General features: G+C 39.4%; 14 protein-coding genes. 2 read left to right on the top strand and 12 right to left on the bottom strand.

Annotated elements, in window-relative coordinates:
• Nucleotides 1-25: 25 nt before the first annotated feature.
• Nucleotides 26-1,774 carry a cation:proton antiporter domain-containing protein gene (locus tag HBN50_RS09870; protein WP_273869578.1) on the bottom strand — a complete coding sequence of 583 codons (1,749 nt, stop codon included), beginning with the start codon at nucleotides 1,772-1,774 and terminating at the stop codon, nucleotides 26-28.
• A 129-nt stretch (nucleotides 1,775-1,903) separates the two neighbouring features.
• Here HBN50_RS09870 and HBN50_RS09865 point away from each other — a divergent pair, with 129 nt between their 5' ends.
• Both HBN50_RS09865 and HBN50_RS09860 read left to right on the top strand, forming a co-directional pair.
• Nucleotides 1,904-2,380: a hypothetical protein gene (locus tag HBN50_RS09865; RefSeq protein WP_273869577.1), complete on the top strand. Its 477-nt coding sequence runs from the start codon at nucleotides 1,904-1,906 to the stop codon at nucleotides 2,378-2,380.
• Between the two features lie 135 nt (nucleotides 2,381-2,515).
• Nucleotides 2,516-3,211 (top strand): hypothetical protein, encoded by a 696-nt coding sequence (locus tag HBN50_RS09860; RefSeq protein WP_273869575.1) that lies wholly within the window; start codon nucleotides 2,516-2,518, stop codon nucleotides 3,209-3,211.
• A gap of 5 nt (nucleotides 3,212-3,216) precedes the next feature.
• On the opposite strand, the gene HBN50_RS09855 is transcribed toward HBN50_RS09860, so the two are convergent.
• The 11 genes from HBN50_RS09855 to HBN50_RS09805 form a co-directional block, all read right to left on the bottom strand.
• Nucleotides 3,217-3,654, bottom strand: coding sequence for a thioredoxin family protein (locus HBN50_RS09855; protein WP_273869574.1), 438 nt, complete (start codon nucleotides 3,652-3,654; stop codon nucleotides 3,217-3,219).
• Nucleotides 3,655-3,656: 2 nt separating this feature from the next.
• Nucleotides 3,657-4,604: a fatty acid desaturase gene (locus HBN50_RS09850; RefSeq protein WP_273869573.1), complete on the bottom strand. Its 948-nt coding sequence runs from the start codon at nucleotides 4,602-4,604 to the stop codon at nucleotides 3,657-3,659.
• Between the two features lie 63 nt (nucleotides 4,605-4,667).
• Entirely contained in the window at nucleotides 4,668-5,693 is a 1,026-nt protein-coding gene (locus HBN50_RS09845) for an amidoligase family protein (RefSeq protein WP_273869572.1), read from the bottom strand.
• Between the two features lie 246 nt (nucleotides 5,694-5,939).
• Nucleotides 5,940-6,578: a sulfite exporter TauE/SafE family protein gene (locus HBN50_RS09840; protein ID WP_273869570.1), complete on the bottom strand. Its 639-nt coding sequence runs from the start codon at nucleotides 6,576-6,578 to the stop codon at nucleotides 5,940-5,942.
• A 43-nt stretch (nucleotides 6,579-6,621) separates the two neighbouring features.
• Entirely contained in the window at nucleotides 6,622-8,046 is a 1,425-nt protein-coding gene (ccoG, locus tag HBN50_RS09835) for a cytochrome c oxidase accessory protein CcoG (RefSeq protein WP_273869568.1), read from the bottom strand.
• Nucleotides 8,047-8,145: 99 nt separating this feature from the next.
• Nucleotides 8,146-8,748 carry a c-type cytochrome gene (locus tag HBN50_RS09830; RefSeq protein ID WP_273869566.1) on the bottom strand — a complete coding sequence of 201 codons (603 nt, stop codon included), beginning with the start codon at nucleotides 8,746-8,748 and terminating at the stop codon, nucleotides 8,146-8,148.
• Entirely contained in the window at nucleotides 8,745-8,942 is a 198-nt protein-coding gene (locus HBN50_RS09825; RefSeq protein WP_273869564.1) for a cbb3-type cytochrome oxidase subunit 3, read from the bottom strand. The genes HBN50_RS09830 and HBN50_RS09825 overlap by 4 nt, the downstream gene beginning before the upstream one ends.
• Nucleotides 8,943-8,958: 16 nt before the next feature.
• Nucleotides 8,959-11,130, bottom strand: a complete 2,172-nt coding sequence (ccoN, locus tag HBN50_RS09820) for a cytochrome-c oxidase, cbb3-type subunit I (RefSeq protein WP_273869563.1) — start codon at nucleotides 11,128-11,130, stop codon at nucleotides 8,959-8,961.
• Entirely contained in the window at nucleotides 11,127-11,318 is a 192-nt protein-coding gene (gene ccoS / locus HBN50_RS09815) for a cbb3-type cytochrome oxidase assembly protein CcoS (protein WP_273869562.1), read from the bottom strand. Before ccoS ends, ccoN begins: the two co-directional genes overlap by 4 nt.
• Entirely contained in the window at nucleotides 11,315-13,762 is a 2,448-nt protein-coding gene (locus tag HBN50_RS09810) for a heavy metal translocating P-type ATPase (RefSeq protein ID WP_273869561.1), read from the bottom strand. The genes ccoS and HBN50_RS09810 overlap by 4 nt, the downstream gene beginning before the upstream one ends.
• 26 nt (nucleotides 13,763-13,788) lie before the next feature.
• The gene (locus HBN50_RS09805; protein ID WP_273869560.1) at nucleotides 13,789-14,241 is read right to left on the bottom strand and encodes a universal stress protein; all 453 of its coding nucleotides are present in this window, start codon (nucleotides 14,239-14,241) and stop codon (nucleotides 13,789-13,791) included.
• Between the last annotated feature and the right edge of the window lie 20 nt (nucleotides 14,242-14,261).

The raw sequence follows: 14,261 nt of genomic DNA, 5'->3' as shown, positions 1-14,261 counted from the left end.
GCAGAGTCTAATAAAATAAGGTACATTAGCCAATGAATTTCGATTCATTTTTCTTTTCATCAACGTGGATTAGGACATCCTTGTAAAAGAGGATTCCAATAAATTTTCTGGTATTGTCAGCAACAACGGGAAGTGCCTGTTGTCCATGGGTCTCAAAAGTATGAAGGACTTCGTTTAATGGCGTATTGAGAGGTATACAGGTCGTATCTCCAACTAGATTTTCAGCTAAAATGAAGCTTGTATCTTCTTCGGCCATAAACTTCTTAAAGACATCGATATCAATACTACCTAAGTATTCCATTTGCTCATTTACAATAGGATAGAAGGTATAGTGCTGATCGAGGAATTGTTTAACTGTTTTAAGAGTGGCATTGTGCTTGATGGCCACGATGTCAGTTACGACGAGATCTGCAATTGAATTGATGATCGCATGCTGAGTCTTTTCTTTACTGATTCCAATATTCTTTTTCAGAGTTTTAGTTAAGTCTTTAAAAGACTTTTCTGTTTTTAAAGTTTTATCTTTTGCATCATCACCTGTGGCCCCAACTTCTCCTGCTTTAAAGAGACTGTGTTTTAGAGCAAATGGCCCGAGAATTTCAAAGACAAAAATTGAGGTCATAATAATCGTTACGACCGTTTGTGCTGTTTTTTCTTCACGTGAGCTAATTGTAGAAACAATCGCAAGTGCGGCACCGGCATGGGAGAGAACTGATTGACCAAGTCCATGTCCAATATTTGAATCTCTATCAAAGAGGCGCTCTGAGAGTCTCGCGGAGAAATAGACACTGGCAATCCTAGCAAGAATGTAGCTCATTCCAACGATTCCCATTGTCGGTATTTGCTCTTGAAGATGAATGTGGGCACCGGCAATAACGAAGAAAAGGGCATAGATAGAAAGTCCCATACTTTGAAAAGAGTTATGGATTTTCATTCCTACATCACTTGAGTTAACCAGTGTGAAGCCTAGTGTAAGGGAAATCAAAAGAGGGTCAAAATTTAAAAAGTGGGCAAGACTTTGACCAAAGACAATGACGGTTACGATGACAAAGAAGATATCGCTGAAGTTAGTTTCTTTACGTTCCCACCAACTTAGCCCTAGACCCAAGAGCACACCGGCCCCAAGGGATCCGACAATGGACCAAATGAGCATTAAAATCTTTGTGGTACTGTCGGCCCCAACAGAGGCCCAGACTCCAAAAATTTCAAAGATAATTGTAAATATCTTGGCCCCAATAATCGCCATGAAAGTACCAATGGCCAGATAGATCATGATGATTTGGCTCATGACACCTTTTGCATCAAATTCTCTCATGACTAGAAGAGTCGTTGGAGGGGCAGCCTCTATTGAAATCACACCAAGAAAGAGACTAATGGCCAATCGTTCTTGCAGAGTGAAACTTGCATCAAAGAGTGAGAGAAGAAAGAATATGGTAAAGGTAATTAAAAAGACGAATGTAATCATTGAAAAAGCAAAGAGCATCCTTCGCCTGTCAATTTTTGCGAGAAGGTCTTTATTAAAAGCTCCTCCAATATTGAAGAGAATAAGTCCGAGTGCGGCCTCTGTGAATAGGTCGAGTGAATAGACCATTTCGTTTTTAAAGAGATTAATTCCCGTCGGTCCAAGAAAGATACCGATAAATATGAAGATCGAAACTTTTGGAATATTGAATTTCTTTGCGAGCTTTCGTCCCAGGAGGCAAAGCATCATTGCTACACCTACGGCAGGTACGATGAGATCGAGATAAGTCATTACTTCTGAAGGTCCTTTGGCCACGTAAACTCCTTTTACCTTGAATATTCTAAACGGCGAAACGTTTAAATCCAAGCATTTATATTGAGAGCTTTTCAAACGAGAAGTTTCTCATTAGAATTTACGAGTAAATCACTGACATAAGGTAAGTTCATGAAAAAAAAGATTTTCTTTGTCTTTCTCATTCTCATTGCCATCTTTGCGGCCATTGGCTGGGGGATTTTATCGTTTCCAGTTTCTAATGGACTAAGGGCCGGTAAATTAGTGAAGATCACTAAAAAAGGTGTGCTTTTTAAGACCTATGAGGGAACACTTGATCTTGGTAGTGGTGATCATTTGACTTGGGATTTCTCCGTTCATGATGATGCTCTTGGAAGAGAGATGCAGAACTTCTCAGGTCAGCAGGTAAAACTCGAATACAAAGAACACCTCTTTCGTGTTTTTTATTCTTCAAAATACGATATTACTTCCGTAAAGCGCATTGATGATGGGCAACACCCTAAGGTGCTCTTGTGTCGTCTTGTGAATATCTTAAGAAAGAATGGTAGTGTCGTACGCTTTATTCGCCCGATGATAAAGCTTGAAGACCCAGAGCTACTCAATGTCATGAGAGAGTGTCAGATAAACTAAGAATTTTGCACAATTCTCTTGGCGCTAGGGATTATTTTCAATAACTTAGAATTCCTTCTTCTTGGTAGAAATCAAGATTTGCCCTAGATTTTTCTTTACCCGATAATAAAGAGTGCTTAATCAAGGAGAGGGAAAATGGTGACAGATCTCAATCGTGGCAAGGGTGTTTCTTACTACTCTTTCTATACTAAGAACCTCCATCGTTTTTTATCGCCAATTCCGGCGCTCAGTATTTTTGCCTTTGACATTTTCGATACGCTCTCTCAGTTTTCAGCGAGAGATTGTGAGTATTGGGTTAATACAAATATAGAGTTTCTCTCTCCTGTAGAGTCCCTGGCCGTAGGTATTTCTCTTTGTCGAAGTAACGATCTTCTCGATAGTGGAAATCTTGAAAAGGCCTTTCGCTTTTTTGAATATGCACGTTCTCGCGATAATGAAGACGAAGATGAGAGACAAAAAGAAATTTCATTTTTTGCAACCATCGGTCTGTCTATTTTAAGTTTTGAAAAAGGACTGCGCTTAACTGATAGTAAGAAGTATTCTAAACAGATGCTGATCTCTGAGCACTATCTCGATGAAGCAGAAGACATTTATCCTAAGCAGGAACTTACTTATCTCTATCGAACAATCGTTCAGGCTTCGCTAGGGGAGTATGGTATGGCCATCAAATATATTTCTCGCGCTTCAAAGATAGTCGATATAAATATCGCTTACCTTGAAGTCTTAGAAAAATTCTATCGTGGTCTTGGAATGGATAATGTTGCAACTTTTTATCTTAATCGAATTCAGAAAGATCAAAATAGAGCGCCAGAATACAAAAAAAGTGCCTAAGCTCTCTACTTTGGTAAAAAGACAAAGAGTCCTATAAAAATTGCGAGAAGACCAATGACGATCAAAGAGAAGGTGTAGTCTTTCTTTTCGTTATCTCTTTTAAATTCACCAGTTGTTCTAAAGTGAATATCATCGATATTCTCTAGTACAAATTGAAGATCGCGAAAGGGAGTCACTCCATGAAAAGAATAGAGAATCTCTCTTCCTTCACAAACGTGGATCGTTGGAACTGAGCGAATTCCAAAATGGGCCGAGATTTCAGGTTCTTCATTGGTATTGACTGTAAAGACATTGAGAGAATCATTTTCAGCGCGAAGCTTTTCAATGACAGGCTTCATTGTTTGACAAGGACCACAGGTCGTTGAAAAAAATTGAATAACATAAGGGCGTTGTTGCGCTTGTACAGTTGCTTCAAAGTTTTCAAGTGTTAGTTGATGATCCATCGTTAGGCCTTTCTTGTTTTATCTCTTACAATTCTTGCGTAGAGGTCCATATTCTTACTAAATATAAAAGTTAAAAGAAGTTTCGTCCACGATTTGTGCGCGTAGAGAGGCTCATAATATTCAGGTGCCATGGCCTTGAGTTTTGGAAGGTGAATCCAAGGAATACGAAATAAGTCGTGGTGCTCATTATGATAACCGATATTAAAGCTAAATTTATTCAAGATACCATAGTAGCTATAAGTTTCTTGTCCTTCTTTAAATGTATAGTGCTCTTGAACCCATCTGGCCCCAACAGGGTGAAGACCAACACTGAAAAAAGATGAAATCAAAAGATAGCATAGGGCCTTCGTTCCAAAGAGCTTGAAGATGAGAAAATCAAAAGCAACAACGATAATGATATTGGCCAGTGACCATGGATCGAAGACCTTTCCACTTTTCAATTTCATCGGACGAACGGCTTCAATAAACATAAAAAGCACATACCAAATAATTTTTCTCCACCAAATATTTTTCACAAGCTTTGCTTCAAAGTGAAAGGCCAAGTCGGCATCGTGTTCATATTCGTTGAGATTAGAGTGATGGAGAAGATGAAACGTTCTAAAAGCAATAGCACTTGGAAAACCTTGGGCAAGGTTACAAACGATTCCCATGACTTTATTCGACCAATTGGATTTAAAAACTAAGTTGTGACAGGCCTCGTGTAGCATAACAAAGAGCGCGTGATTACAAATTGCTCCTATCATAAAGGCAATAAGGCAAATGAGCGCCCAGCTTTGATCCTTTAGTCCGTAGGCCAGTCCCACTTGTAAGAGAGTAATGAGAACGATGTAGAGGGCCGAAAGAGGATAGGGACCAATGAGTTCTCTAACCTTTGGATATTTTTTAATGATTTCCTTAGACCTCTGTGCATGAGGATTAGGTGAATCCGTGTAGGTAAAATCTTGTCGCATAGCGTTTCTCTCCCAGTATTTTTTATTTTACTAAAAGAGAAAGACACTGGCCATCACTTGAGTTTACTTGTCTTCTTCACCATTTTTTAAGGCCATAAATTGAGCTAGATAGGGGTCTTGTGCCTGGTAGCTCTCTTCAATATCTTGATTGATGTGATAGCCCTTTGATAGGGAGCTAAAGTCGAATCCTTTCTCAAGGGCCGCTTCTCTGTACTCCTTTGAAACATCTTCAATATTGTCTTTATTCTTTAGAAGATCATCCAAGAGGTTGACTGAAAAATCAATATTGGCAAAGTGCTCATCGGATAGAAAATTGCTATTAAAGATCCTAAGTTCTATTGTCATCGTCTCTGGTTTATAGGCAATGAGAGTTCTATCAAGAGGAACTTCATCGAAGATATCTTTGACAAGAGTCCCCTTTTTATAATGGGTCGATAAAATGTGAATAGCATTTGGGACATTATTCATTTGAGATATCTGTCTCGTCTCTTTTACTTCAAACTTTTCGATAATTTTATGTTCGGCAACATAGAAAACTTTCAAAATGTGAGATAATTGCTCCGTCGTTAAATCTTTGGCACCGTAGTGAACATGAATTCCACCAAAATCTTCTTCTGCCCTTAAGTCAATACGTCTTCCAAGCATTTGAATGAGTGAGAGGTATTGCCACACTTCTGTAGTATTTCTCATGATGGGAGAAGTAATTTCTACCGGATAGCCAAGTGTCGTACTAATGAGCGAGCCATCTGTGAGAACAGAAACTTTTTTAAGCTCACCACCACTGTAATATTGAATTTCATAGTGATCATTGAATTCACCAATCTCTTTGATTTGTGCATCCAGGCCTAGATCTTTAAGAGCTTTTTGGACCTGCTCACTAATTTGAAAATAAGTAAGATTCTGAACGACGACACCTTCAAACTCCATTCCAAGAGATTTAAATTTCTTTTGATCAAGTGTGTCTCGAAGCCCAAGGCGCACGTCCATGGATTTATTAAAATATTTTTGAATAAGGCGGTGACATTTCTCGCTAGCAAATCCCTGAAGGGAAAAGAGTAGACCAAAAATAATCAAAGTCTTAAAACGCATAAGTTTCCTTTACTATGTTCTAAGCTTATATATGGGCCTATAGTCAGAAATATTCTATAAGATTTGTAAAAAATGCTTTGAATGTCAGTTTTTAAACACCTGTAAGTATACGAATTTATTTATTACCAATACTTCCAAGTTAAGAACATAAGTAAAAGTGGGAAGAGAATGATCACTGAAAAAATCAGGCCATTGAATGCATACTTTTCTAGATCAAATTTTTCTTTGCTCATATTGGATTCCTTTTTAATGACAAAAATGCTCTTGGTAGAGTCCCCAGACTCTAAATGAAATCGTACTAAGCCCGATGGCAATGAGAAATATTGAGCTTAGTTTGGGGGCTTTTTTAAAAATTGGTTTGATTACTTTTTGAATGATTCCTGGAGCAAGTCCCATGGCCGGCAATGTGCCTAACCAGAAAAAGAACATGAGCATGGCCGCTAAAGCAGGACTTTGAAGGGCCGAGACACTTATGATTACTCCATAGAGCATCCCACAGGGAAGAAGTATTGAGAGGAAACCAACGCTCATCGATTTTGCAGAATTCTGATCTTGAAAGAGATTCATTGATCGAATCCATAGACTTCGATGAGTTTTTTCAACAAACTTAGGAAGAGGCATTTCAGCTTTTTTTCCTCTATAGGATTGTACTCCCCAATAGATAAGAAGAGCACCGATAGAGAAAGCTGCTAATAGAGATGATTCTCCATGGGAGAGGCGAAATCTCAAAAGAGAGCCTATTGCACCACCAATTAATCCAAGGAGAAGATAACCAAAAAGTCTTCCCACTTGATAGGTGGCAATACTCTTCTTCGTTGGAGCACAGGCCGCAACGAGTCCACCACACATCCCCACACAGTGGAGCGAGCCCCCAAGGCCTGCCATAAAAGCAACCCAAGGGAGCAAGTAGATCGATGTTGTTAAAAAATTATTTGAGAGGTCCGGCAAGCTTAACTTCCTTTTCTAAAATAAGTTCTTCACTTTTTTTAGAGATATCGATGAACTGAAGAGTTACTGTCTTTGATCCCTTATCTAGAATTGATGGAGGGAATTTAAAGAAAATATTCTTCTTGCGATAGGCCTTTTCCATTTTAAATGGGTTTCTTGGCAGAACTAATGTAATGCGTTCTCTAAGCTTTTCATCTTTAATTTGAACTCTTATATGAAGATGAGTCTTCGCTTCGTTCTCAAGATTTACTTGATAGAGATTTCTAATTTCTCTTTGACCACCAGGGAGAGTGACTTCTTTATAAATGTCTCCAGGGCCACGAACAAATGTAGCGTTAAACTCTCTTGAGACTTGAAGTGAGACCACAAACCCAATAATAATCCCGATGATTGCCGTGAGGTAAACAAGGTTTCTAGGTCTTAATATTTTTGTTTTTTGTCCCTCTAGACTTGCTTGAGTATCGTAGCGAATAAGTCCTTTAGGTTTATGAACTTTTTCCATAATGTCATCACAGGCATCAATACAATTAGTACAAGCGATACATTCCAATTGAACCCCTCGGCGAATATCTATACCTGTTGGACAGGCCTTAACGCAGGCAAAGCAATTGATGCAATCACCATGCTCATTTTTTTCCATGCCTGGCTCTCTTCTTGGCTCTCCACGCTTCTCATCATAGATAATGGCCATAGAGTGCTCATCCATCATAACGGATTGTATTCTTCCGTAAGGGCAGGCAATAATACAGAACTGTTCTCTAAACCATCCAAAGTCGAGAAGAAAAAGAAGTGTTAAAAACCACATGAAAAGAAAAAGAGTCATGTGCTCGCTTGGAGGCGAAAGAGTAATCCAAAATAACTTTCTCGCACCAACAAAGTAACCTAAAAATGAATGAGATATATGCATGGAGACAACGAGAAAGAGAAACCACTTAAGTGATTTCTTCCAAGCTTTTTCAAAGCTCCATGGACTAGCGCTTAGCTTTTGTCTTTGTCGAGGTTTTCCTTCAACAAGGCCCTCGATTTTTAAATATATTGATGTAATGAAAACGGTTTGTGGACAGGCCCAACCACACCAAACTCTTCCCCAGATACTGGTGATAAATCCAATAGTAAAGAGAAAGCCTAAAAGGACAAAGAGTAGTAGGGGGGCATTGTGTGCATAAAATGTATAACTAAAGAATGTGAATTCTCTTGCTGGAATATTGAGGAGAACAGATTGCTTTCCTCCAATATTGATCCATGGAAGGATCATATAAAGAAAGATGAGAAACCAATAGAAATACTTTCTTCTTGTTCTCCAAATTCCTTTTACTTCTTCTGGGAATAGATAAACTCTCTCTCCATGTTCGCCAGTTGTTCCAAGCCTAGACTCATGAAGATCAAATTTGTTTTTCTTGCTCATTTTATTATCCTATTTTTTAGCATTCGCTTGTAATAACCGCCATGACTTCACTTTAGTCCAGGCTCCAAAAGTGGGCCATGACGGTCATCAAATTTGAGATTATTTCTCGATATTTTCCCCTTGAGGCTCTTTTGCCTTCGGAGGAGTTGTTCCCTTAAGCGAGATGACATAGGCAACAGCTGCGTACATGTCTTCTTGGCTTAAGATCTCACCCCAAGCTGGCATACCATTTTCTTCAACACCTTTGTTGACGACACGGTATAGCTCACTTGGAACTCTGTCTTTTACATTAAGCCAATACTTATCAGTTAGGTTTGGCCCGATGTCACCACCACCGCCTTCAGCGTGGCAAGTGAGACAGTTTTCAACATAGACTTGTTTTCCAATACCAAGGGCATCGTTATTCTTTGTCCATGCTTCATAGCTAGCAAGCTTGAAATCACCAAGAAGTTTCGCTTGCTCGGCCTTGATTTCTTTAATCTTAGCTAGGTCTTTTTCATACGTTGCTCTTAGACCATCTCCACCTGCGACATGAAAGTACATGAAGTAGGGAACAGAGAAAATAATTGAGATAATCCAAGTTCCAACCCACCAGCTTGGTAGAGGATGGTTTAGCTCATGGATCCCATCATAGTCATGATCTAAGACGAGGTGTTTTTCGTCATCCAGAAGATGAACTTTCTTTTTATCGTCGCTCATCATTTAGCTCCTTTAGAATTCATAGATGAAAGAGTAGTTCCATCTTCTAGAGGAAGGTTAGAGGCCTCATCATAAATTTTGTGGCTCTCCTTTCTCATGGTCCACAATGTGGCGCCAATAAAGATAGAAAAGAAGAGAAATAGTCCTAGTGTCGGATACCAGTGGCTATTTATATTTGCCATCACTTCTTTAAACATACTCGATCCTTTGTGATTATTGCTCGCTCTCGGCAACATTCTCTTGAGTTTCCTCTTCAGCTGTATCCACTCCTAAACGTTGTAGATAAGCAATGAGAGCAACCATTTCTTTGTTCTTAATACTCATGTCAACACCAGAACTTGCTAGATCTTCGGCAACCTCTTGCGCTTGTGTTTGCGCAATAGAAACTGCATTTTCGATCTGCTCATCACTGTAAGGAACACCAAGGGCCTTCATGACTTTGAGCTTTCTTTTAAGAGTGTTGTATTGAATTTTGTTTTTTGCTAACCACGGGTAGTTCGGCATAATTGATCCTTGAGTAACTTCTCTCGGATTGATCATATGCTTGTAGTGCCACATGTTGTTACGCTTTCCACCTTCTCTTGCGAGGTCAGGACCAATACGACGAGAACCCCACTGGAATGGACGATCGTAAACAGAGTCGGCCGCTTCAGATGGTTTTCCATATCTTAGATACTCTTCAGGAGTAGGACGAATGTGTTGTGAGTGACACACATAACATCCTTCTTTTATGAAGATGTCACGACCTGCAATTTCAAGAGGCGTGTATGGCTTTACTTTTGGGTTCTTCTCAACAAACTTATCAGAGATAAGTGATGGGATAATCTCAACAGCACCACCAACAATAATTGCTAGAGTTGTTAAGATAGTGAAGAGAATTGGAAGACCCTCTAGTTTTCTGTGAGCAGTCGCATTTGGCTCAAGTGATGAGCTATCCATTGCTGGTGCCAAAAACTCCTCTTCTTTTTCAGCTTTAGGAGCTGCTTTAATTGTCTTGTAGAGGTTATAAACCATAACAAGGAAACCAAGAAGAACGAATGTTCCACCAATAGCACGTACCCAGTACATTGGAATGATTTTAATAACTGTTTCAATGAAGTTTGGATAAACAAGCTTACCTGTTTCATCGATTGCTCTCCACATAAGAGCTTGAGTAATTCCCGCAACCCACATTGACATCATATAAAGTAGAAGACCAATTGTTGCTGACCAGAATTGAACATTTGCTAGCTTTACTGAGTAAAGTTTTGTTCTAAAAAGTTTTGGAACAAGAAAGTAAAGCATACCAGCAACCATCATGTAGTTCCAACCAATTGTTCCCGCGTGAACGTGTCCAACAATCCAGTCAGTGAAGTGCCCCATGTAGTTAACTGATTTAAGTGAAAGTAGTGGTCCTTCAAACGTTGCCATACCATAGAAAGTCACGGCCGTTGCAAAGAACTTTAGTACTGGATCTTTTCTAACTTTATCCCATGCTCCACGCAAAGTTAGAAGACCATTGATCATACCACCCCAAGAAGGCATCCAAAGCATAACTGAGAAAACCATCCCTGTTGTCTGTACCCACTCAGGTACTGCTGAGTAAAGGAGGTGGTGAGGTCCTGCCCAAATGTAGATAAAAACAAGTGACCAGAAGTGGATGATTGATAGACGGTAAGAGTATACCGGTCTATTGGCCGCTTTAGGGATGAAATAATACATAATCCCTAGAAATGGTGTTGTTAAAAAGAAGGCAACAGCATTGTGTCCATACCACCATTGAACAAGTGCATCTTGAACACCAGCATAAACTGGATAAGATTGCATGAAGTCAACTGGTAGTGAAATTGAGTTCACAATGTGAAGTACTGCAACTGTTACGATTGTTGCAATGTAAAACCATAGAGCAACATAGATATGGCGTTCACGACGCTTAACTAATGTTCCAATAAAGTTTGCTCCAAAAGCAACCCAAACTACGGCAATCGCAACATCGATTGGCCAGATAAGTTCAGCGTACTCTTTCCCTTGAGTGAACCCAAGAGGGAGTGTGATGGCGGCGGCAACAATAATTAATTGCCATCCCCAAAAGTGAAGACGTCCAAGGAAGTGACTCCAAAGGCGTGCTTTACAAAGTCTTTGCGTAGAGTAGTAAACACCTGCGAAAATGGCGTTACCAACAAAGGCAAAGATGGCCGCGTTAGTGTGTAGTGGACGTAGTCGGCCAAACGTTGTCCAAGGGAGATCCAGGTTGAGTTTCCAGTAGGCCAGTTGAAAGGCAATTGTAACACCTAGGGCTAGGGCTACAACTCCCCACAATACAGTGGCTCCTAAAAACATCTTTACCAAAGAATCATCGTAAGAAAACTTCTCCATTTTTGAGTTTTCCAAGGCTTCAGTGCTCATAGACTTTCCTTTTTAGGGTTAATATTGAGTGCAACATCTACTTTAAATTCTTCATCATCGAGGAGCATGCGGTGAGCTGGAGTTTCCAAGTCGTCGTATTGCCCTTGTTTTGTGGCCCAAATAAATAGACCAATAAAAACAGCTCCAAGTAAGAGGGCAAGAGGGAGGAGAAAGTATATAATATTCATTGAAGTTCTCCCTGAATGTTATTTGTAAGTCTCTTCATCGTTCTCGTTCCATAAATAGTTGAGAAAAGAACTGTTAAAGAACTCGCTGGCATAAAAAATGCCGCCCATAAAGGGCTTACCCAACCAACCATGGCGGCGTAAGCGCCAAATGCATTGTAGGCAAGAGAAAAGGCGAGGTTTCTATTGATAAGACTAAGTGTCTCTTTTGAAAGAATAATAAGATTGAGAATTGGTGCGATTCCTGCTTTTGTTAAGTAAGCATCGGCAGCACGCAAGCTAATATCAACACTTCCTTGTACCGCAATTCCAAGATCAGCTTTTCCAAGGGCAAGAGCATCGTTAGCTCCATCACCAACCATGATTGTTGAATCCATCGATTCGATAAGCTTGGCCTTAGCTTCAGGAGAAAGTTCACTGAGTGCTTTAGAAGAAGAAAGTCCTAACTCTCGACCCATTGCCTCTACAACTTCGTGGTGATCACCTGAGGCCATAAGAGGTTCAACATTCATCGCTTTAAGTTTAGTAAGTGAAGACTTAGCATCACTTCTAAGCTGATCACAGAGAGAGAAAGTCCAAAGTAGCTTGTCTTCTTTGTAGAGACCTACTTGAGTCGATATATCTTTTACACTTCGATCACTTTCATTAACTGTGCGCACTTGGTAGAGATCGCCTTCATATTGGGCCTGTACACCTTTTCCAATGATCTCTTCATAATCTAGAACTTCAATATCTAAGAGGTTATATTCTCTTTCGATAAAATCACAGAGTGCTCTTGCAAGAGGGTGCTTTGATTTTCTCTCAAGTGTATAGACGAGTGAGGCGTAAAGCTTTTGTGAATTTGAATCGACAAGCGATGAAAGCTCACTTTTTACGACACTAAACTTTCCTCTTGTTAGTGTTCCTGTTTTGTCGATGACCATATTCTTAAGGTGACCAATCTTTTCGAGAATTGTCTCATCCTTAATGATGATACCAAGCTCACTTGCCTTTGAAAGAGATTTTGTCATAGCAAGTGGAGTGGCCAGACCGAGAGCACATGGACAACTAATAATAATTAGAGCAAGGGCCCTTGAAATTCCTGTATTGATATCACCAGAAAAAGCAAAGTATCCCACTGTTGCAATCGCTAAAAAGAGAACGATTCCAACAAAATATTTTGAAATGATATCTGCTTTACTAACAATTGGCGCTTTTTGTGAGTGAGTTTTTTCAACTTCTTTTAAAATCTCTCCAACACGAGTGTGCTCACCGGCCTTTTGAACTTTAATGATCAGATCAGAAACGAGATTTTCTGTTCCAGAGAAAACTTCATCACCTGCTTTTACTTTTTGTGAAAGAGACTCGCCAGTGAGAAGACTTGAGTTGATCTGACCAGAACCTTCAAGGATAATTCCATCTGCTGGAATCATTTCTTGTTCTAGGACGCGAATGATATCACCGGCCTTAAGATACTTGGCATGTGTTGAGATAAACTTACCTGAGTCCTTATCTTTTCTAAGTACCTGACCACTATTAAAGAAGTGTCCAAGGCTTCCTGCTTCAAGACCTTTTTGTGAAGCCTTTTTCATGAAGTAGCGAGACAGAAGCAGAAGAAAAACAAGAGTTGCAATTGAATCAAAATAAATCTCTCCTGATCCTTGGATCAAGTGAACGAGGCTTACTGTGAAAGCGAGCCAAAGAGCAAAGGCAACGGGAACATCGATAGAGAGTGTTCTTCTTTTAAGTGCTGATCTTGCACCTTGATAAAAAGGAGTCGCACTATAAAGGAGAACAGGCAGAGAAAAAAGAAAAGTAATATACTCGAAATACTTAGCAAAAAGGCCATCAGCTCCAGCATAGAGACCTACAGCATAAAGCATCGCATTTCCGGCACAGGCCCCCGCAACACCAATTTTTAGAAGTGTCTTTCTCTCTTCAAGTCTTTTAAGTTTTTCAATCTTGCCACCTTTTTTTAGTGGGTGAGGACGATAGCCAAGTTTTGAAACTTCACTGGCAACTTCACTTAAAGAGTGATCTTTTTTCACAACAAATGTTGCAACTTGTTTTCCTAGATCGAGTCTAGCTGATCTTAGGGAAGGGATAAATTCAGGAGTTTTTTCAATAAGCCAAAGACAGGCAAGACAGTGAACTCCTTCAAGATAGAAATCAACACTAATGTCACCATTCTCTTGAATGAGGCAAAAGTCGTTAATAAAGTCTTTATCATTGAGATAAGAAAATTTATCTTGAGCAAGCTCTACTGGTCCATTTCCTTTTGTCTGGGCCTTTTCTTTGATATTGTAATACTGAGAGAGACCTTTTTCGTTTAGTAGGTTGTAGACTGCTCGACAACCATTACAACAAAAAGGCACAAGCTTTTGTGTGTCCTCTTGATTGAATAGAGGGTTGAGTGTTTCCTCTTCACAGTGCTTGCATTGAATTTTTTGAACAACAACTTCTTTCATCTCAGTTTCGCTTAATACCGTTGATTTTATTCTTCGTCTTTTGGTCTCATTATGTGAATGTCACATGGAGAATATTTAAGAAGGTGTTCTGCAAAAGAACTTGAAAAGAGACCTTCGATTCCATGTTTTCCTCTTGTCGCTACGACAACAAGATCGGCATTTGATTCTTTGAGATACTCACGAACTCTCTCTTTAGGAGAGTGAGAAAAGAAACACTGAAAATCAGCATTTTTAAGTTGCTCTTCTGTACAGATTTCTTTGGCAAGGTTACCAAGAATTGCTTTAGAAGATGTTTCAATTTCTGGATATTTTTCTTCAGTTGGAAAAACGTAAGGAGAAAAATCTGAAGTATAAATTTGAATCTCAAAGCAGTGAACAAAGTGAAGTTTTGCATCTTTTAAAAGATCATTTCCCTTGAGAAGTTTTAGTAAATCTAGGCTGTGGTCATTTAAAGAAGCACAGATAACGATGTTTTTCATATTTCAATCCCTTGTTTTAT

Origin of the sequence: Halobacteriovorax sp. GB3 (genome assembly GCF_028649655.1) — a bacterium.
In the GTDB taxonomy this organism is placed as follows: domain Bacteria; phylum Bdellovibrionota; class Bacteriovoracia; order Bacteriovoracales; family Bacteriovoracaceae; genus BSW11-IV.
Note: the sequence above shows the minus strand (reverse complement) of the source record. Positions and strands in the feature narration are given on the sequence as shown.

Coding starts and splice junctions, on each gene's coding strand:
- HBN50_RS09845 (WP_273869572.1), bottom strand. CDS start 5,693: ATGCGTTTTAAGACTTTGATTATTTTTGGTCTACTCTTTTCCCTTCAG.
- ccoS (WP_273869562.1), bottom strand. CDS start 11,318: ATGAATATTATATACTTTCTCCTCCCTCTTGCCCTCTTACTTGGAGCT.
- HBN50_RS09855 (WP_273869574.1), bottom strand. CDS start 3,654: ATGGATCATCAACTAACACTTGAAAACTTTGAAGCAACTGTACAAGCG.
- HBN50_RS09865 (WP_273869577.1), top strand. CDS start 1,904: ATGAAAAAAAAGATTTTCTTTGTCTTTCTCATTCTCATTGCCATCTTT.
- HBN50_RS09840 (WP_273869570.1), bottom strand. CDS start 6,578: ATGGCAGGCCTTGGGGGCTCGCTCCACTGTGTGGGGATGTGTGGTGGA.
- ccoG (WP_273869568.1), bottom strand. CDS start 8,046: ATGAGCAAGAAAAACAAATTTGATCTTCATGAGTCTAGGCTTGGAACA.
- HBN50_RS09805 (WP_273869560.1), bottom strand. CDS start 14,241: ATGAAAAACATCGTTATCTGTGCTTCTTTAAATGACCACAGCCTAGAT.
- HBN50_RS09810 (WP_273869561.1), bottom strand. CDS start 13,762: ATGAAAGAAGTTGTTGTTCAAAAAATTCAATGCAAGCACTGTGAAGAG.
- HBN50_RS09860 (WP_273869575.1), top strand. CDS start 2,516: ATGGTGACAGATCTCAATCGTGGCAAGGGTGTTTCTTACTACTCTTTC.
- HBN50_RS09825 (WP_273869564.1), bottom strand. CDS start 8,942: ATGTTTAAAGAAGTGATGGCAAATATAAATAGCCACTGGTATCCGACA.
- HBN50_RS09850 (WP_273869573.1), bottom strand. CDS start 4,604: ATGCGACAAGATTTTACCTACACGGATTCACCTAATCCTCATGCACAG.
- HBN50_RS09830 (WP_273869566.1), bottom strand. CDS start 8,748: ATGATGAGCGACGATAAAAAGAAAGTTCATCTTCTGGATGACGAAAAA.
- ccoN (WP_273869563.1), bottom strand. CDS start 11,130: ATGAGCACTGAAGCCTTGGAAAACTCAAAAATGGAGAAGTTTTCTTAC.